11 protein-coding genes and 1 pseudogene are annotated in these 19,521 nt (G+C 72.2%); 4 read left to right on the forward strand and 8 right to left on the reverse strand.

Annotation, left to right across the window (positions count from 1 at the left end; translation table 11 throughout):
- Positions 1-148: 148 nt before the first annotated feature.
- The 5 genes and pseudogenes from ilvC to gatB form a co-directional block, all read right to left on the reverse strand.
- Entirely contained in the window at positions 149-1,144 is a 996-nt protein-coding gene (ilvC, locus tag Q8791_RS11310) for a ketol-acid reductoisomerase (protein WP_330091599.1), read from the reverse strand.
- 129 nt (positions 1,145-1,273) lie between these two features.
- Positions 1,274-1,798 (reverse strand): acetolactate synthase small subunit, encoded by a 525-nt coding sequence (gene ilvN, locus Q8791_RS11315; RefSeq protein ID WP_267946497.1) that lies wholly within the window; start codon positions 1,796-1,798, stop codon positions 1,274-1,276.
- 20 nt (positions 1,799-1,818) lie between these two features.
- A pseudogene (locus tag Q8791_RS11320) lies at positions 1,819-3,603 on the reverse strand (acetolactate synthase large subunit); the annotation flags it as partial.
- Positions 3,604-4,164: 561 nt separating this feature from the next.
- Positions 4,165-6,870: a putative bifunctional diguanylate cyclase/phosphodiesterase gene (locus Q8791_RS11325; RefSeq protein ID WP_330091600.1), complete on the reverse strand. Its 2,706-nt coding sequence runs from the start codon at positions 6,868-6,870 to the stop codon at positions 4,165-4,167.
- Between the two features lie 433 nt (positions 6,871-7,303).
- On the reverse strand, positions 7,304-8,800 hold the full coding sequence (gene gatB / locus Q8791_RS11330; protein ID WP_330091702.1) for an Asp-tRNA(Asn)/Glu-tRNA(Gln) amidotransferase subunit GatB: 1,497 nt from the start codon (positions 8,798-8,800) through the stop codon (positions 7,304-7,306).
- 327 nt (positions 8,801-9,127) lie between these two features.
- Between gatB and Q8791_RS11335 the strand changes: the two genes are divergently transcribed.
- From Q8791_RS11335 to Q8791_RS11350, 4 genes are all read left to right on the forward strand, one after another.
- Positions 9,128-10,297 carry a thioester domain-containing protein gene (locus tag Q8791_RS11335; RefSeq protein ID WP_330091601.1) on the forward strand — a complete coding sequence of 390 codons (1,170 nt, stop codon included), beginning with the start codon at positions 9,128-9,130 and terminating at the stop codon, positions 10,295-10,297.
- 410 nt (positions 10,298-10,707) lie between these two features.
- Positions 10,708-11,913 (forward strand): thioester domain-containing protein, encoded by a 1,206-nt coding sequence (locus Q8791_RS11340; protein WP_330091602.1) that lies wholly within the window; start codon positions 10,708-10,710, stop codon positions 11,911-11,913.
- 464 nt (positions 11,914-12,377) lie between these two features.
- Positions 12,378-13,595: a thioester domain-containing protein gene (locus tag Q8791_RS11345; RefSeq protein ID WP_330091603.1), complete on the forward strand. Its 1,218-nt coding sequence runs from the start codon at positions 12,378-12,380 to the stop codon at positions 13,593-13,595.
- A 303-nt stretch (positions 13,596-13,898) separates the two neighbouring features.
- On the forward strand, positions 13,899-15,080 hold the full coding sequence (locus Q8791_RS11350) for a thioester domain-containing protein (RefSeq protein WP_330091604.1): 1,182 nt from the start codon (positions 13,899-13,901) through the stop codon (positions 15,078-15,080).
- A gap of 156 nt (positions 15,081-15,236) precedes the next feature.
- On the opposite strand, the gene gatA is transcribed toward Q8791_RS11350, so the two are convergent.
- The 3 genes from gatA to Q8791_RS11365 form a co-directional block, all read right to left on the reverse strand.
- On the reverse strand, positions 15,237-16,733 hold the full coding sequence (gatA, locus tag Q8791_RS11355; RefSeq protein ID WP_330091605.1) for an Asp-tRNA(Asn)/Glu-tRNA(Gln) amidotransferase subunit GatA: 1,497 nt from the start codon (positions 16,731-16,733) through the stop codon (positions 15,237-15,239).
- 3 nt (positions 16,734-16,736) lie between these two features.
- Complete coding sequence (gatC, locus tag Q8791_RS11360) at positions 16,737-17,036, reverse strand: Asp-tRNA(Asn)/Glu-tRNA(Gln) amidotransferase subunit GatC (protein ID WP_267946504.1); 300 nt, start codon at positions 17,034-17,036, stop codon at positions 16,737-16,739.
- Positions 17,037-17,295: 259 nt separating this feature from the next.
- On the reverse strand, positions 17,296-19,344 hold the full coding sequence (locus Q8791_RS11365) for a putative bifunctional diguanylate cyclase/phosphodiesterase (protein ID WP_330091606.1): 2,049 nt from the start codon (positions 19,342-19,344) through the stop codon (positions 17,296-17,298).
- Positions 19,345-19,521 lie beyond the last annotated feature (177 nt).

The following is a 19,521-nucleotide window of genomic DNA, read 5'->3' on the forward strand; positions in this document are numbered from 1 at the left end:
GTGGTGCGACCCGATCGCGCAGGTGGTTGGCACTGCCCGGATCGGGGGAGACGGCCGATCAAAAGTCTACTGCCCGGGTAGGGAAGCCCGACGGGGGCAGGTGGTGTAGTCCACCTGCCCCCGGTTCACGGGGTCTTCGCCCGACCCTCTAGGCCTTGAGCCAGCTCATCAGCGGGCGCAGTTCGGCGCCCACCTTCTCGATCTTCTCGTTCTGCTCGGCCTCGCGGCGCTTCTTGAAGGTCGGCTGACCGGCGTCGAACTCGTCCATGAGCTCCTTGGCGTAGGAGCCGTCCTGGATCTCGCCGAGGATCTTGCGCATCTCCTCGCGGGTCTGCTCGGTGATGACGCGCGGGCCGCGGGTGTAGCCGCCGTACTCCGCGTTGTCGGACACCGACCAGTTCATCTTGGAGATGCCGCCCTCGTACATGAGGTCGACGATCAGCTTGAGCTCGTGCAGGCACTCGAAGTAGGCGATCTCCGGCTGGTAGCCCGCCTCGACCAGGGTGGCGAAACCGGCCTTGACCAGCTCCTCGGTGCCGCCGCACAGCACAGCCTGCTCACCGAACAGGTCGGTCTCGGTCTCCTCGGTGAACGTCGTCCTGATGACGCCGGCCTTGGTGCCGCCGATGCCCTTGGCCCACGCCAGGGCCAGGTCCCAGGCCTGTCCGCTGGCGTCCTTCTCGACCGCGACCAGGCAGGGCACGCCGCGCCCGGCCTCGAACTGGCGGCGGACCAGGTGGCCGGGGCCCTTGGGGGCGACCATGGCCACGTCCACGCCCGCGGGCGGCTTGATGAGGCCGTAGCGGATGCTGAAGCCGTGGCCGAAGAACAGGGCGTTGCCCTCCTCCAGGTTCGGCGCGATCTCCTCGGCGTACAGGTCCCGGTGGATGTGGTCGGGGACCAGGATCATGATGACGTCGGCCTCGCGGGTGGCCTCCGCGGGGGTGACGACGCGCAGGCCCTCCTCCTCGGCCTTGGCGCGGCTCTTCGACCCCTCGGCGAGGCCGACCCGCACGTCCACGCCGGAGTCGCGCAGCGACAGCGCGTGCGCGTGCCCCTGGCTGCCGTAACCGATCACGGCGACCTTCTTGCTCTGGATGAGCGCGAGGTCCGCGGCGTCGTCGTAGTACATCTGTGCTGCCACTTGGGAATGCTCCTTGTTCTTACGTACGTGTGGGGTCGCGGCGGGGGCTCGTCCGTGCCGACTCGCCGTCCGCCGCCGCCCCGGGACGAAGCCCTGCGGCTCCGGCGCCTTCGTTGACTCCTGGCGGCCTCAGGCGCTGCGGTCGACCGTGCGGAGGGAGCGGTCGGTGATCGACCGCGGCCCGCGGCCCAGGGCGACCAGCCCTGACTTGACGAGTTCCCTGATGCCGAACGGCTCCAGGTTCCTCACCAGGGCATCGAGTTTCTCGGGGTCGCCGACGGCCTCGATGACGACGACGTCCGGGCTGACGTCCACGATGTGCGCGCGGAACAGCTCGGCCGTCTGAAGCACATGGGTGCGGCTCGACGCGTCGGCCTTGACCTTCACGAGCAGCAGCTCGCGCCGGACCGACGCGGTGGTGTCCATCTCCACGATCTTGACGACGTTGACCAGCTTGTTGAGCTGTTTGGTCACCTGCTCCAAGGGGTGGAGGTCGCAGTTGACCACGATTGTCATCCGGGACAGTCCTGGGTACTCGGTGGTGCTGACACTGAGTGAGTCGATGTTGAAGCCGCGGCGGGAGAAGAGGGAGGAGGCACGGGCGAGGATACCCGGGGTGTCCTCCACCAGAACGGAAAGCGTGTGACTGCTCATGGTGGTTCGGCCTTCTCCTCTTAGTCCTCGTGTTCCCAGTTCGGCGCCATGTCGCGCGCGTACTGGATGTTGTCGTTGCTGACGCCGGGGCCGACCATCGGCCAGACCATGGCGTCGTGGTTGACCGTGAAGTCCACGACGACGGGGGCGTCGTTGATCGACATGGCCTTCTCGATGGTGGCGTCGATGTCCTCGGCGCGCTCGCAGCGGAGGCCGACACAACCGTACGCCTCGGCGAGGCGGACGAAGTCGGGGATCCGGACCTTCTCGTCCTTGGGCGAGGTCTGGAGGTCGGTGTTGGAGTAGCGGCCCTCGTAGTACAGGGTCTGCCACTGGCGGACCATGCCCAGGTTGCCGTTGTTGACGACCGCGACCTTGACGGGGATGCCCTCGATGGCGCAGGTGGCCAGCTCCTGGTTGGTCATCTGGAAGCAGCCGTCGCCGTCGACGGACCAGACGACCCGGTCGGGGTCGCCGACCTTGGCGCCGAGCGCCGCGGGGACGGAGAAGCCCATGGTGCCGAGTCCGCCGGAGTTGACGAAGGATCCGGGGCGCTCGTAGTCGATGAACTGGGCGGCCCACATCTGGTGCTGGCCGACGCCGGCGACGTAGGTGGCCTCCGGTCCGGCGATCTTGCCCAGGCGCTGGATGACGGCCTGCGGTGACAGGCTGCCGTCGTCGGAGGCCTCGAAGCCCTTGGGGTAGGTGGTGCGCATGCGGTTGAGCTGCTGCCACCAGGCCTCGTAGTCGCCCTGCCGGCCCTTCTCCTGGTCGGCGCGGACGGCCACGACCATGTCGGCGAGGACCTCGCGGCAGTCGCCGACGATGGGCACGTCCGCGTGGCGGTTCTTGGAGATCTCGGCCGGGTCGATGTCGGCGTGGACGATCTTGGCGTCGGGGGCGAAGCTGTCGAGCCGCCCGGTGACGCGGTCGTCGAAGCGCGCGCCCAGGGCGACGATGAGGTCGGCCTTCTGGAGGGCGCCGACGGCGCTGACGTCGCCGTGCATGCCGGGCATGCCCACGAACTGCGGGTGGCTGTCGGGGAAGACCCCCCGGGCCATCAGCGTGGTGACGACGGGGACACCGGTGATCTCGGCGAGGACGCGCAGCTCGGCGGCGGCCCCGGCGCGCAGGACGCCGCCGCCGACGTACAGGACGGGGCGCCTGGCCTCCGCGATCATGCGGGCTGCCTCGCGGACCTGCTTGCCGTGGGGCTTGGTGACCGGGCGGTAGCCGGGCAGGTCGAGGCGTTCGGGCCAGACGAAGTCCGAGGAGGCCTGGAGGGCGTCCTTGGAGATGTCGACCAGGACCGGCCCGGGGCGGCCGCTGGAGGCGATGTGGAAGGCCTCGGCGATGGTGCGGGGGATGTCCCGAACGTTCTTGACCAGGAAGTTGTGCTTGGTGATCGGCATCGTGATGCCGCAGATGTCGGCTTCCTGGAACGCGTCGGTGCCGATCATGGGGGCGGCGACCTGCCCGGTGATGGCGACCATCGGAACCGAGTCCATGTGGGCGTCGGCGAGGGGCGTCACCAGGTTGGTGGCGCCCGGTCCGCTGGTGGCCATGCACACCCCGGGACGGCCGGTCGCGTAGGCGTAGCCCTCGGCGGCGTGTCCGGCGCCCTGCTCGTGGCGCATGAGGATGTGGCGCACCTTGGCCGAGTCGTAGAGCGGGTCGTAGGCCGGGAGGATGGCGCCGCCGGGAATTCCGAAGACAGTGTCAACGCCGACCTGCTCCAGCGACCTGATCAGCGATTGGGCGCCGGTCATCTGCTCGGTCATCTCAAGATCCTTCAGCGAGGTACCAGAACGGTGCTGGGGCTCTGGCGTGGTGGGTCTGACCCTGGTCTGGCAATAAAAAAACCCCCACCGCCCTGTGGCGGTTGAGGGGTGGCGCGCAGCAGAAGAAACTCAGTGGGCTGCGCGCCGACCAAGTACGAGAATCAGGGAGGTGTTCTGCACGTTGACCACATTGGCCGACGGAGGGGGTGCCCGTCAACAAGAACGTCATAATGTCTCATTATGTGAGATCGATATGTCAACATGCGACCGCCCCCAGCGCTGAGATGCCCGTCTGAACTGGACGAACCGCCGCAAGACCCCCGCCGCGTGTAACACAGAACACGTGGGGGGTCGTCGTGCGCGAGACCGGCCCGTCCGCCGGCGTCCCGAGGGTCCGGGCCCGCGGCAGGACGCCCGGGGAGGCGGACGCCCGGGGAGGCGGACGCCCGGGGAGGCGGACGCCCGGGGAGGCGGACGCCCGGGGAGGCGGACGCCCGGGGAGGCGGACGCCCGGGGAGGCGGACGCCCGGGGAGGCGGACGCCCGGGGAGGCGGACGCCCGCGCGCCGCGCGGGCGTCCGCGGGGTCAGAGGTTGACCCCGGCCTCGCCCCCGACGAGCGACTCGACGCCGCTCGCGGGCATCGGCCGGGCCACCAGGAAGCCCTGGCCGTGGTCGCAGCCCATGGCGCGCAGCTGCTCCAGCTGCTCGGGGCGCTCGATCCCCTCCGCCACCACCTGCACCCCCAGGTCGCGGCCCAGCTGGATGATCGTGTGGGTGAGCAGCGTGACCGTGTCGTCGCGCCCCAGGTCGGCGATGAACGCCGGGTCGATCTTGATCGCGTCCACGCTCAGCAGCCGCAGGTGGGCCAGCGACGCGTAGCCCATGCCGTAGTCGTCGATGGCCAGCCGCACGCCCAGCTCCCGGAGCTCCGCCAGACGCTGCACGGCCTCGCCGCCGTCGTCCAGCAGGACCTCCTCGTCGACCTCCATCGTGAGCACCTCGGCGGACAGACCCGTCTCGGCGAGGACGCCCGCCACCGTCTCCACGAAGCGGGGGGACAGCACCTGCTTCACGGACAGGTTGACCGACAGGCCGATGTCCCAGTCCGAGAGCCGCCACACGGCGACCTTCTCGCACGCCTCCCGGAGGATCCACTCCCCCAGCGGCACGATCAGCCCCGACTCCTCCGCGGCGCCGAGGAACGCGTCCGGCCCGACCGACTCCCCGTCCCGGTCCCAGCGCACCAGCGCCTCCACGGAGGTCACCTGGGAGCTGCCCAGGTCCACGACCGGCTGGTACTCCAGGAAGAAGTCGCCGTTGGCCAGCGCCTCGCGCAGCCGGATCTGCAGCTCCAGGCGGGACACCACCATGTCGTGCATGTGGGCGGCGTAGACCTCCACGTGTCCGGCGCCGCGCTCCTTGGCCCGCGTCATGGCCACGTCGGCGTTGCGGAGCAGCTCACCGCTGTCGGTGGTGGGCTCGGCGAAGGCCACCCCGGTGCTGGCGGTCAGCATGATCTCCCGGTCGGCGACCTGGAAGGGCTCGGAGGCGATCACCCTTCCCAGCCGCTCGGCCAGGTCGACCACCCGCTGGGCCAGGGGCACGCCCTCCACCAGGACCGCGAACTCGTCGCCGCCCCAGCGGGCCAGGGTCGCGTTCGAGTCCACCTCGGCGCGCAGCCTGCGGGCGGCCTGCCCCAGCAGGTGGTCGCCGCGCACGTGTCCGGCGGAGTCGTTGACCGACGTGAACCCGTCCAGGTCCAGGAAGATCACCGCGATGTCCTCGTTGGGCTCGTCACTGATGGCCCGGTGCGCCAGCACGTCGCTGGCCCGCTCCTCCAGGTACGCCCTGTTGGGCAGCCCGGTCACCCCGTCGTGGAACGTCAGGTGCTCGACCTCGTCCTGGAGGGCCACCTGCGCGCTGATGTCGCGGGTGGTCACCAGCAGGCGGTCGGGCTCGCCCGGCTGCTCGTACAGGGACGCGGTCGACTCGGTGTGCCGCCACGTCCCGTCGGCGGCCCGCACCCGCAGCCGCAGGTGCACGCCCTGGGAGCCTCGCTCGGAGAACAGGTCCGTGACGGACTTGGTGCGTGCCAGGTCCTCGGGGTGGATGAGGGCGGTGACGGGTGCGGCGAGCACGTCGTCCAGCCGGTACCCGAACGCCTCGGCCGTCCCCGGGCTGACGTAGAACACGCCACCGTCCCGGTCCAGGATGAGGATGACGTCACCGCTGTTGCGGGCCAGTTCATGGAAGTGGCCCTCGCGGTTGCGGACCATGCGGGCGAGGGTCGCGTTCTCCTCCAGCATGCCCAGGACCCGCACCAGGAGCACAATGACGGCGGTTCCGGCGGCCAGCGGAAGCACCGGCGCCACCCCGGACAGCCGGACACCGGCCACTGTCAGCACCACCGCGGCGACGGCCACCGCTCCCACCGCCGCGAGCTCGGGCGCGAACCGGTACAGGCCCCGCCCGGTGATCCGGCGCGGCTCGGAACCCGGCCGGTGCTCGACCAGCCAGGGCAGGGCCCCCAGCAGGGCGAAGCCCAGGAACTTGATCGGGTGCTCGACCCCTCCGGCGATGGGCATGCCGGTCAGGCGGGTGAGCGCACCGATCATGTCCGACCCCGCGATGACGATGAGCGCCCCGATCGCCAGCAGCACCGCGCGCCGCGTGCTGTGCGGCGACATGAACACCAGCGGGACGAGCAGGCACAGCACGACGATGTCGGCGACCGGGTAGACCAGGGCGAACCCCAGGAACCCGGCCCCCTCGCCCAGCTCCTCGTAAAGCGGGGAGAACAGCAGCAGCCACACCACGGAGAACACCGCGGCGGCGCATACATAGCTGTCGGTGATGTGGCGCATCGCGGTCCTCAGGCCGCCCGGCCAGGGGGCGAACCGCGTGAACCCCACCACGAAGAGTGGCAGCGCGGCGAGCGCGAAAAGGTCACCCAGGGTGAGCGAGAGCACCGAGCTGGAGCTGAGGAGACGGGTCAGACCGTGAGTGACGCCACCCGCGCACCAGGCGAGTGCGGCGAACCCCAGGTGCCGCAGCGCGGCGGGGCCGTCCGCCCCGTCGACGTGCGCCTCCCGGTCGGCACCGGTCGTGGCCCAGCGACGCGAGGCAAGGAGCAGGGAGAGCCCGGCGGCGCCCGCCGCCAGCGCCGTCGGCCACTCGCCGAACGTCGCGGTGACGGTGGTCGGGCCCATCGGCACGAACGCGCCCGCCACGTAGACCAGGAACAGCACGCCCAACCCGACGATCCACAGGCGGCGTGCCCGGGTTCCCATCACCGACCTCCCCGCGGGCCCGTCGCGTCCCTCGCGGCGCGCCGCCGTCGCGCTCTCTCCTCGGACATGGAGCACCCACCTCGCGTCGTTCGAGTCCCCGGCACGGCACAGCACCGGGCACCGCAGTCTGCCGCCCAGGTTCTCGCGGGACTGGGACGAGCCTGGTGGCGGGACGGTTCGCGCGACCGCACACACCCCCGTGCGTCGCAACCCTACGCAACCAAGGTCACACAGCGATTGAGGACCGGATGAGAGATGACGACAGAATGGTGACCCAGGGTCACCCTCGCGCGTCGGCCGCGCGCCGTGCGCACGGCGCGCCGTGGACCCCCTCCGAGTCCACGGCGCCCTGATGACACCAGGACCCGCCGGGTCAGGGGCGGGTCGGTTCCCCGGGGTCCGGTCGGGCGGCGCCCGACCGGACCGGGGGCGGTCAGCCCGCGGCGAGCCTCTCCAGGATGAGCTCCCGGGCCCGGCCGGCGTCGGCCTGGCCGCGGGTCGCCTTCATGACGGCTCCCACGAGGGCGCCGGCCGCGGCGACCTTGCCGCCGCGCACCTTGTCGGCCGCGTCGGGGTTCTTGGCGATCGCCTCGTCCACGGCCGCACCCAGTGCGCCGTCGTCGCTGACGACCTGGAGCCCGCGGTCCCGGACCACCTCGTCGGGGCCGCCCTCACCGGCCAGCACGCCCTCCACGACCTGGCGGGCCAGCTTGTTGGTCAGCGTGCCCTCGGCCACCAGGGCGATGATCCGCGCGACCTGGGCGGGGGTGACGGGCAGGGCGCCCAGCTCGACCTCCTGCTCGGTGGCGCGGCGGGACAGCTCGTTGAGCCACAGCTTGCGGGCCTCCGCGGACGGGGCGCCGGCGACCACGGTCGCCTCCACCAGCTCGATCGCCCCGGCGTTGACCAGGTCGCGCAGCTCGGTGTCGTTGAGGTCCCATTCGGCCTTGACCCGGGCGCGCTGGGCGGCGGGCAGCTCCGGGAGGGTGGTGCGGAGCTCCTCGATCCACGCCTCGGACGGGGCCACCGGGACCAGGTCGGGGTCCGGGAAGTACCGGTAGTCCTGCGCCTCCTCCTTGGAGCGGCCGGAGATACTGCGCCCGGTGTTCTCCTGGAAGTGGCGGGTCTCCTGCACGACCCTGTGCCCGGCGTCGAGGACGCCTGCCTGGCGCTCGATCTCGGAGCGCACGGCGCGCTCGACGGAGCGCAGCGAGTTGACGTTCTTGGTCTCGCTCCGGGTCCCCCACTCGCTGGTGCCGACCGGCTGGATGGACACGTTCACGTCGCAGCGCATGGAGCCCTCCTCCATGCGCACGTCGGAGATGCCCAGGGAGCGGACCAGGTCGCGCAGCTCGGCGGCGTAGGCGCGCGCCACGAGGGGCGCGAGGTCGCCGGTGCCGGTGATGGGCCGGGTGACGATCTCCAGCAGCGGGATGCCCGCGCGGTTGTAGTCGACGATCGAGTACGCGGCGCCGTGGATGCGTCCGGTCGCACCGCCCACGTGGGAGGTCTTGCCGGTGTCCTCCTCCATGTGGACGCGCTCGATCTCCACGCGGAACTCGCGCGGACCGTCGGGTGTGTCGACGGTGACGTCGAGGTGGCCGTCCACACAGATCGGCTCGTCGTACTGCGAGATCTGGTAGTTCTTCGGCATGTCCGGATAGAAGTAGTTCTTCCGGGCGAACCGGCCCCAGGGCGCGATAGAGCAGTCCAGCGCCAGCCCCAGGCGGATCGCGCCCTCGACGGCCTTCTCGTTCACGACCGGGAGGGAACCCGGGAACGCGAGGCAGACAGGGCACACCTGCGTGTTCGGCTCGGCGCCGAACCCGGTGGGGCAGGAGCAGAACATCTTGGAGGCGGTGCCCAACTCGATGTGGGTCTCCAGACCGAGTACGGGCTCGTACCTGGTGAGCGCCTGCTCGTAGGCCACCGGGGTGGGTTCGCCACCGCTCTTGGCAGGGCTAGGAGTTACCGCGTGGGCCATCGCCGCAAACCCGTTTCCGTAGAGGACATACCTTCCAGGTCAGCCTACCGAGCGCCCGGGGGTGGAGCGCCCGGTCCGGGGCACCGGCGCCTGCCGGGCCACCCGCCGGCGGCGCGGACCGCGCCCGCGCATGTCACGGCGAGTACACGATTGGGCTGCTGTACAGGCGTCGACCGATCACCCAGGGTGCCGGGCGGTTAGTCTGGATCTCCCAGGAAGACGACTCCGCCGGTCGGCCACGGCCCTCCGTCCTTCGCACGGGAGCGCAAGAGCATGTCCCGCATCCTGCGTCGGTGCGCCGCGCTGCTGTCCTCGGCCGCCCTGACCGGCGCCCTGGTCGGCGCACCGGCAGCTGACGCCGACGACTTCTCACGTGTGGACCGCGACCCCGTCGAGGGAGCGGCACTCGTCCTCGCCGACGGCCACCGGGCCGACACGGCGCTCTTCAGCCTGCGCGTGGCCGACGAGACGTCGGTCAGGGCCTACGCCGCGCAGGTCGACGAGGAGGTCCGGCCCCGCACCGCCTACGTGGAGTCGGCGTGGTCGGACAACCCGGGGTGGACCGGGACCGACCAGGCGCCGGACCCGGCCGACCGCGCCAACTGGATCGTCTCCCACTCCTACCCGACGGTCGACCTCCCGCTCCTGACACAGCTGACCGGGCTGGTCCAACTGGACGAACGGCAGGCCATCGCGGGCACCCAGGCCGCCCTGTGGCACGTGTTGGACGGGGCGGAGCCGGACCGTCTCGCGAACGACCTCGTGGTCGTCGCCCTCTACGAGTTCCTGGTGGCCGGCAGCGAGGCGGCGTCCGACAACGCGACGACCCGCTCGGTGGAGGTCGCCCCCTCCCACATGGAGGCGGTCGCGCCCGACGCACCCCTGGGCCCGCTCGCGGTGAACAGCGCCGGGGCGGACCCGGTCCAGGTGTCGGTCCGCGGGGCCCCGGCGTCATGGCTGGTGAACGCGGACGGCGAACAGGTGACCCAGGCGTCCGACGGCGACGAGCTCTTCCTCGACGTGGACCCGTCTGTCCCGGCCGGGGTGGTGACCCTGCACGTGCTCGGCCAGGACGTGCCGCTGCCGGAGGGGCGCCTGTTCAGCGGCCGGGACGGTGTGCGCACCCAGCCCCTCGTGACCGCCGAGGAGGTGTCCGCGACGAGTTCGACCACCGCGACGTTCACCTGGCATCCGGAGCAGACCGCGGAGCCGAGCTCCGAGGAGCCCCCGGAGCCCACCCCGACGGAGGCGCCCCCGGCCCTCGGGGAGGCGCCTGACGACGCACCCACCGAGGTAGCGACACCTCCGGAAGCGGATGACCGAATCCCCGGGGACGGCCTGGCGCGTACCGGCACCTGGCTGTCCGGTCTCCTCATCATCGCGGGCGCCCTGGTGGTATCCGGCCTGCTCATCCTGGTTCTGGGTCGTAAACGACGCGGTTGACCCCGAATGTCACGGCCGTTCCCGGGCTCCCGGTCCCCCACTTCAGGTCGTAATGCGGATTTGCCCAGCTCGGGTTTTTTCCGGCCCGTATAACGTCACATTTTCAGCGAACCGGGTTGGAAGTGGCGAAGGGGGTCGCTAGTATCGGCCGGGCGGTTGGCATTCCACGGCGAGCGCGGCCCGCTCCCGCGTCACAGCGAGCCCCCACCGGACGATCGCGCCCACCCCACACGGCGCCGCGTCCCCGACCCCGACGTGGTGACCCCGGAAACGGGCGAGCGAGCACGGCGAATCCAGAACTCCCCTGAACGCGTCGTGCGCCGTTGCCCACCGCAACCGTCCCACCGGCCCGTTCGGCCTCTTGGACGGGCCATCCATCCGGTTACCCCTAGAACACACCGGGACACAACTTGACTAACTCCTCATTCCCCCGCACCGTCGGGCGCGCGGGCCTGGCGGCCACCGCCGCGGCGTTCCTGGCCCTCGGCCTCGCGGCCCCCGCCTCCGCCGAGCCCGTGGAGACCTACGAAGGTTCCGTCCGCGGCCAGTACGTCGACAACGCCGAGAACGGCACCCGGGTCAACATGGACGGCGGCGGTGCGCGCACCAGCCTGTTCAACCTGAGGTTGGAGGACGGCACCGTCCTCACGACGTACTGCATCGACTACCACACCAACATCGTCAGGGATGCCTGGTACCGCGAGGACAAGTGGGAGAACTACCCTGGTCAGGGTGACTTCGCCGAGCCCGGCAAGGTCCACTGGATCCTCCAGCACGGCTACCCCGCGCTGAGCGCGGCGGAGCTGGGCTCGGCGGCCGAGTTCGAGGGCCTCAGCGACGCCGACGCCCTGGGCGGCACCCAGGCCGCCATCTGGCACTTCAGCAACGGCATGGCCCTCGAGGGCGAGAACAGCGACGGCGTCACCGCCGTCTACGAGTACCTGATCGGCGAGGCCGACGACCTGCCGCAGACCGTCGAGCCCGACGCGGCCCTGAGCATCACGCCGGGGACCGCCACCGGCACCGCGGGCGGGACCGTCGGCGAGTTCACCGTCGAGACGAACGCCGCCTCCATCCAGGTCAACCTGGAGGCGCCCGAGGGCGTCACCCTGGTCGACATCGAGACCGGCGAGTCCGTGGACACGGTCGAGAGCGGCGACACGGTCGGCTTCTCCGTCCCCGCCGGCACCGCCCCGGGCGAGGCGTCCTTCTCCCTGGAGGCCACCGCGACCGTCGCGACCGGCCGCCTGTTCAAGGGCGAGTCGGACGAGCCCACCCAGACCCTGATCACCGCCCAGGGCGGCCAGACCACGGTCACCGCCTCCGCGTCGGCCACCTGGGAGGAGGGTGGCGAGACCACGCCGCCCACCGACGAGCCCAGCGAGCCGACCGAGGAGCCCAGCGAGCCGGAGTCCCCGGCCCCGAGCCCCAGCGACGAGCCGAGCGAGACCCCGTCGGCCCCCGCTGACGACAGCAACGAGCCGACCCTCCCGGTCACCGGTGGCGCGCTCGCCGGCCTGGTCGCCGCGGGCATCGCCGCGCTCGGCGCCGGCGGTGGAGCGATCTACCTGAGCCGCAAGCGCAAGGCCGCCAGCACCGAGGGCCTGGAGGGCTAAACCCCTTCTGCCGCCGTCGATCGGTGGCGCCTGAGGGCCCGTTCCCGTGGGAGACCACGGGGACGGGCCCTTCGCCGTTCCCGGGACGGGGACGCCCCGCCGTGGACGCTTCAGGAAAACCCGAGGTCGTCGCCGGACGGGGACAACCGAATGCGGGTGCCCCACGTCTTTCTCTACGCACCCCTCCGCTCTCCTCCTGCGCGGCGCGACGATCGGACCGCACCAGGTGGAGGCGACGGTGCGCATCACCCACAACCCACTCAGCTCTGCCGTGTCCCGGGCGTCGACCCGTGACCGGCCGCCCAGGAGACGCGCGCGCCCCACCGGGCTCCGCTCCGCACCTCCTCCGCGGCCTCCCCGCTCCCTGGCGCCGTTCCCGGCACCACCCCCGTGAGTCGACGCCGCCGGCCCGCCTCCGGACCCGGACCCGTCCGCCGACACCGCAGAACTCCACAGGAAGAGACGTGACACACGTGTCCCTCCCCCGCACTGCCGGGCGCGCGACCCTCGCCGCCTCCGCCGCCGCACTCCTCGCCCTCGGCCTGGCCGCTCCGGCCTCCGCCGACCCCGCCGAGGTCTACGAGGGCTCCGTCCGCGCGCAGTACGTCGACAACGCCCAGAACGGTGACACCATCACCGTGAACGGCTCCAGTGTCGGCACGAACCTCTTCAACCTCGAACTCGAGGACGGCACGGTACTCACCACGTACTGCATCGACCTCGAGACGGGCATCCGCGGGGGCGCCTGGTACCGCGAGGACAGCTGGGCGAACTACCCCGGCGAGGGCGACTTCGCCGAACCCGGCAAGGTCCACTGGATCCTCCAGAACTCCTACCCGGCCGCGTCCGCCGCCGACCTCGGCCAGGCAGCCGGTGTCAGCGGCCGCGCCACCGAGGCCCAGGCGCTCGCCGCCACCCAGGCGGCGATCTGGCACTTCACGAACGGCGCCCGCCTCGACCGCGCCCACGGCAACACGACCAGGATCTACGACCACCTCGTCGCGAGCGCCGAGGACCTCCCGCAGGAGCCCGGGGCCACGCTGAGCGTCACCCCCGGCACCGCCACCGGCACCGCGGGCGGGACCGTCGGCGAGTTCACCATCGAGACGAGCGCCACCGGGATCGCCGTCGACCTGAACGCCCCCGAGGGCGTCACCCTGGTCGACGTCGAGACCGGCGAGTCCGTGGACACGGTCGAGAGCGGCGACACGGTCGGCTTCTCCGTCCCCGCCGGCACCGCCCCGGGCGAGGCGTCCTTCTCCCTGGAGGCCACCGCCACCGTCGAGACGGGCCGCCTGTTCAAGGGCGAGGACCCGGACAAGGCGACCCAGACCCTGATCACCGCCGAGGGCGACGAGACCACCGTGTCCGCCTCCGCGTCCGCCACCTGGGAGGAGGGTGGCGAGACCGCGCCGCCCACCGAGGAGCCGTCGGAGGAGCCCACCGAGCAGCCGTCCGGGGAACCCAGCGAGCCGGAGTCCCCGGCCCCGAGCCCCAGCGACGAGCCGAGCGAGACCCCGTCGGCCCCCGCCGACGACAGCAACGAGCCGACCCTCCCGGTCACCGGCGGCGCGCTCGCCGGCCTGGTCGCCGCGGGCATCGCCGCGCTCGGCGCCGGCGGTGGAGCGATCTACCTGAGCCGCAAGCGCAAGGCCGCCAGCACCGAGGGCCTGGAGGGCTAAACCCCTTCTGCCGCCGTCGATCGGTGGCGCCTGAGGGCCCGTTCCCGTGGGAGACCACGGGGACGGGCCCTTCGCCGTTCACACGGTGACCGGTTCCGGACACCCCGCGATTATTCCGCTACACCGGGTTGGACGGACCGGCGCCGGTCACTACCATCGGCCGGGTACCCCGCTCTCCGCCGTGACCGGAACTCCCTGCGCGCCCCCGCTCCCGCGGCCGTTCCACTCCTCCGCCGTCCCGTGCCGCACCGGCCGGCCGCTCACGGCGACTCCTGTCGGCACAGCAGAACCACAGGAAGAGATGTGACGCACGTGCCCATCCCCCACCCCGGTCCCGCACGCGCCGTCCTCGCGGCCTGCGCCGCCACCGCGCTCGCCCTCGGCCCGGCCGCCCCGGCGACAGCCCTCCCCCTCCCGGTGGAACCGCAGGTCTACTCGGTGCGCGGACAGTACACCGGCGTCGCGGAGCACGGCCACGCCGTCACCATGAGGGGCGAGACGTACACGACCACGAGCACGTTCAACGTGGACCTGGAGGGCGACCAGCTCCTCACCACCTACTGCATCGACTTCCGTACCGGCATCGTCGCCGACTCCTGGTACCGCGAGGACCAGTGGGACACCTATCCCGGCGAGGGCGACTTCGCCGAGCCCGGCAGGGTCCACTGGATCCTCCTCAACTCGTATCCGGTCACCGACATCCAGGACCTGCGCGGGGCCACGGGGATCGCGAGCGTCGACGAGGCCGAGGCGCTGACCGCGACCCAGGCGGCGATCTGGCACTTCAGCAACGGCCTGGACCTGGAGGAGGTCCACCAGGGGCCGGACCTGGGCGAGGAGGTCATCGAGAACAACGTCGTCCGGCTCTACGAGCACCTGGTGGAGAACGCGGAGGACCTGCCCCACGAGCCGGGATCGGCGCTGACCGTCAGCCCCGACCGCGACTCCGGGCTGGCCGGGGGGACCGTCGGCTCGTTCACCGTGGAGACCAGCGCGCAGGACGTCCCGGTGACCGTGGACGCCCCCGAGGGCGTGGAGCTGGTGGACGCCGCGACGGGGGACCCCGTCACCGAGGTCGGCGACGGCGACACGGTCGGCTTCGCCGTCCCCGCGGACGCCGGGGCCGGCGAGGCGTCCTTCACCCTGGAGGCCGAGGCCACCGTCCAGGCGGGACGGCTGTTCAAGGGCGAGGACCCGGACGACCCGACCCAGACCCTGATCACCGCCCAGGACAGCGAGATCGTCGTGGCGGACTCGGGCTCCGCGGCCTGGGACGAGCAGGGCGGAACGCCGCCGGCGGTCGAGACGACCGGGGAGCCCACCGCCGCGGCGGCCCCGGCCCCGGACGACAGGTCGCTGCCCCTGACCGGCGGCGCCGTCACCGCCCTGGTCGTGGCGGGCACGGTCGCCCTGGGCGGCGGCGCCGTGCTCGTGCACCTGGCCCGCAGGCGCAGGGCCGCGAACGGGGTCGGGACCACCGAGTAGTCGGCTGCCGCCCCGCATCCCCTCCGGAGGCCGAGGGACCGTTCCGCACGGGACGCGGGGCGGTTCCGGCCCCGTGCGAGCGCTCCGGCGAACACGTGTGCCCGCCACCCCCTGGGGGGCGACGGGCACACGGGGTACCGCTGGGACGTCCGGCGCCTACACGACCGCGTAGGGGCTGCGGGCGATCAGGGCGCCGTCGCGGTCGGTCAGCGCGCGCTCGACCGCCGAGGCCACCCGGTAGGTCCGGTCGTCGGCCAGCGGCGGGGCCATGATCTGGAATCCGACGGGCAGGCCGTCCTCGGGGGCCAGGCCGCACGGGACCGACAGCGACGCGTTCCCGGCCAGGTTGGACGGGATCGTGCACAGGTCGGCCAGGTACATGGCCATCGGGTCCTCGGAGCGCTCACCGATCGGGAACGCCGTGGTCGGCGTGGTCGGCGAGACCAGCACGTCCACGCTCTCGAACGCGGCGTCGAAGTCCCGCTTGATCAGCGTGCGCACCTGCTGGGCGCTGCCGTAGTAGGCGTCGTAGTAGCCGCTCGACAGGGCGTAGGTGCCCAGCATGATCCGGCGCTTGACCTCGGGGCCGAAGCCCTGGGCACGGGTCAGCGACATGACCTCCTCGGCGCTGCGCGTGCCGTCGTCGCCCACCCGCAGGCCGTACCGCATCGCGTCGAAGCGGGCCAGGTTGGACGAGCACTCGCTCGGGGCGATGAGGTAGTACGCCGACAGTGCGGCGTCGAAGCTCGGGCAGGACAGCTCGACGATCTTCGCGCCCAGGGACTCCAGGAGCTCCAGGGTCTCGTGGAAGCGCTGGCGCACACCCGGCTGGAAGCCGTCGTTGTCCAGCTCCTTGACCACGCCGACGCGCAGGCCGTCGATGTCGCCCAGGCGGGCGGCGTCCACGACCGGCGGGACCGGGGCGTCGACGGAGGTGGAGTCGCGCGGGTCGTGGCCGGAGAACGCCTCGTGGAGGAGGGCGGCGTCGAGAACGTTGCGCGCGAACGGGCCCGGGGTGTCCAGGGACGACGCGAACGCGATCATCCCGTAGCGGGACGCGCCGCCGTACGTGGGCTTGGCGCCGACCAGCCCGCACACGGCGGCGGGCTGGCGGATGGAGCCGCCGGTGTCGGTTCCGGTGGCCAGGGGCGCCTCGAACGCGGCGACGGCCGCGGAGGAGCCGCCGGAGGAGCCGCCGGGGATGCGGTCGGTGTCCCACGGGTTGCGGGTGACCTGGTAGGCGGAGTTCTCCGTGGAGGAGCCCATCGCGAACTCGTCCATGTTGGTCTTGCCCAGGATGACCAGGCCGGCCTCGCGCAGGCGCGCGGTGACGGTGGCGTCGTAGGGCGGCTGCCAGCCCTCCAGGATCTTGGAGGCGGCCGTGGTGGGCATGTCCTTGGTGGTGAACACGTCCTTGTGGGCGACCGGCACACCCGCGAGCGGACCCAGTTCCTCACCGGCGGCGCGGCGGGCGTCCACCGCGCGGGCCTGGTCGAGGGCGGTCTCGCGGCGCACGTGCAGGAAGGCGTTGATCTCGCCGTCCACCGCCTCGATGCGGTCCAGGTAGGCGGTGGTGGCCTCCTCGGAGGTCACCTCTCCCGCCTTGATGGCCGAGCCGAGTTCGGCGGCGGTCAGGCTGACGACGTCGCTCATCTGCTACTCACCCTCTCCGAGGATCCGCGGGACCCGGAAGCGCTGTTCCTCCACCGCCGGGGCCCCGGCCAGGGCCTGCTCGGGGGTGAGGCCGGGCCTGGCCTCGTCGGGGCGGTAGACGTTGGTCAGCGGCAGGGCGTGCGAGCTGGGCGGGATGTCGCCCTGGGCGACCTCCTGCACCTTGGCCACGGCGGTGAGGATGTCACCGAGCTGGGCGGCGAGCGTGTCGAGCTCGCCCTCGTCGAGCGCCAGCCGCGACAACCGGGCGAGGTGTGCGACCTCATCGCGGGTGATGGCGGTCATGAATGCGAACCGTTTCTTCGGCGGAAGGACTGATCGGGTCAATCCTATGGCGTTTTCCGGGGCCGCCGCCCGTCGGGAGCGGAGCCCCCCGTGCGGCCGCCACCGGGCAGGGGGAGGTCCGGGCGGGTACGCGGGTCTGCGGCGTCCCGTACGGCGGGCCGGGCCCTGCGCGGGACGGCGTCCGGGACACGGGCACGCCCGGCCGCCGCGGCGGTCCGGAGGGCGTCCGGCCGGTGCGCCGGGCGGGGGGCGGCCGGGGTCAGACCCGGCTGTCGGCCGGGGCCCCGCCCTCGTGGGCGGCCACCCAGGCGACGACCTCGTCGGCCGTGAGCGGGGGCGAGTAGTAGTGCCCCTGCGCGGCGTGGCAGCCGGTGGCCCGGGCGGCCGTGGCGAGTGCGCGGCTCTGCACTCCCTCGGCGGTCGCGCGCATGCCCAGCGCCCTGACCAGGGCGATGGCGGCGCGGACGACGGTGTGGCCGTTGTCGGAGCCGTCCACGAGGCGTGTGGTGAAGGACTCGTGGATCTTCACCTCGTCCAGGGGGAGGCCCGCGAGCTGCGCCAGGGTGAAGTGGCCGGTCCCGAAGTCGTCGAGGGACAGGCCGACGCCGAGGTCGCGGAGCCGTCGGACGGCAGCCGTCGCGGCGTCGGTGTCGGTGATGAGGGCCCGCTCGCCGATCTCCAGGACGAGCTGTCCGGGCGGCACACCGTGTTCGCGCAGTGCGGCGGCGACGGTGGCGGGCAGTTCGGGGTCGAGGAGTTCGCGGACGCCGAGGTTGACGGCGACGGGCAGGCGCAGGCCCTCCTCCCGCCACTGGGCGGCCCGGGCCAGGGTGATGTCGAGGACCTGCCCCGTGAACGCGCGGAACAGGTTGGAGTGCTCGACCACCGGCATGAACTCGTCGGGGGCGAGCAGCCCGCGGGTGGGGTGGCGCCACCGGGCGAGGGCCTCCAGCCCGACTGCGCGCTCGTCGTCGAGGGACACCTTGGGCTGGTAGTACATCTCCAGCGCGCCCTCGGCCAGGCCCCGGCGGAGCTCGCTGTAGAGGCTGAGCCTGGCGGTGGAGTTGCGGTCCTTGCCGGGGTCGTAGGACTCCACTCCGGTGCGGGCGGCCTTGGCGACGTACATGGCGACGTCGGCGCGCTGCATGAGGAGTGCGAAGTCGGGCGCGTCGTGGGGGAAGATCGCGATCCCGATGCTGGCCTCCAGGTCGAAGTCCATGCCGTCCAGGCGCACGGGCTCGGCGAGGGCGCCGCGCAGGCGGGCGGCGACCTCGCGTGCGGCGGAGGTGTCGCGGACCTGGGGCAGGAGCACGGCGAACTCGTCGCCGCCGAGCCGGGCGACGAGGTCGCCGGGGCGGACGCTGTGGGTGAGCCGGTAGGCCACGGTCTGGAGGAGCCGGTCGCCGGTGGGGTGGCCGAGGGTGTCGTTGACCTCCTTGAACCGGTCCAGGTCGAGCAGGAGCAGGCCGACGCTCCCGCCCCGCTGGTGGGCGTGGGCGATCTCCTGGTGCGACCGGACGGTGAGGAGCTTGCGGTTGGCCAGCCCGGTGAGCTCGTCGTGGTTGGCCTGGTGGTCGCGCTTCACCGACAGCATGGCGCTGGTGTAGAGGGCGCCGAGCGGGAAGGCGAACAGGGGCACGTAGAGGACCGAGTGGGCGGTGGCGACCACGACGAGCGGGGCGAGGCTGATGAGGACGCCGTTGACGTAGACCTGCTGGCCGATCCCCTTGAAGAGGACCTGTCTGAGCGGGACGCGTTCGTGCATGGCCACCGCGCAGACGACCAGGACGCGGTTGACCGCGAAGTAGGCGGTCCCGGCGAGGGCGACGGCGACGAGCTCGCCCGCCGCGGGGACGGGCCCGTCGGCGACGAGGCCGGGCAGGGCGAGGCGCAGGACGGCGTCGGCGACGCCCAGGGAGAGCGTGTACTGGGCGGCGTTGAAGGCGGTGCGGTGGGGTGCGTGGCCGCGCGCGAACCCGGCGACGGTCGTGGCGGCCGCCTGGACGAGGGCGGCGACGGGCAGCCCGAGGAGGAGGACCAGCGCGAAGGAGAAGGGCAGCGACGTGGGCGCGCCGCTGCCGGGCGCCTGTCCGGTCATGGAGATGGGCCGGAGCTCCCCGAGGACGATCATGCAGAGCAGGACCCAGGTGAGCGGTTCGCCCGCGAGGCCGCGGACCTCGCCGGGGCCCAGGCCGGAGCTGGAGACGACGAGCAGGCCCGCACCGGCGACCGTGGTGCCCAGCATGTACAGCCAGAGCGGTGTCCCGGCACGGGGACCGATGTCCCTGGTGTTGATGGGGTCCTTCATCCGTGGTCCTCGCGAGGGGCCGTGGGGCGGTGGCGGCGCGGCGCCAGCGGTCCCGCGCTCAGGGTTCCCCGGATCCGGCCACCCCTCGTGACCGAATCCGGGTTTTGGATGTGTCCACATCCAACGCGTTCGTGTCCAGCTTACGCGGCTTCGTCACCAACTGTCGCTTGCTCGGAA

Origin of the sequence: Nocardiopsis codii (assembly GCF_036327455.1) — a bacterium.
GTDB lineage: Bacteria > Actinomycetota > Actinomycetes > Streptosporangiales > Streptosporangiaceae > Nocardiopsis > Nocardiopsis codii.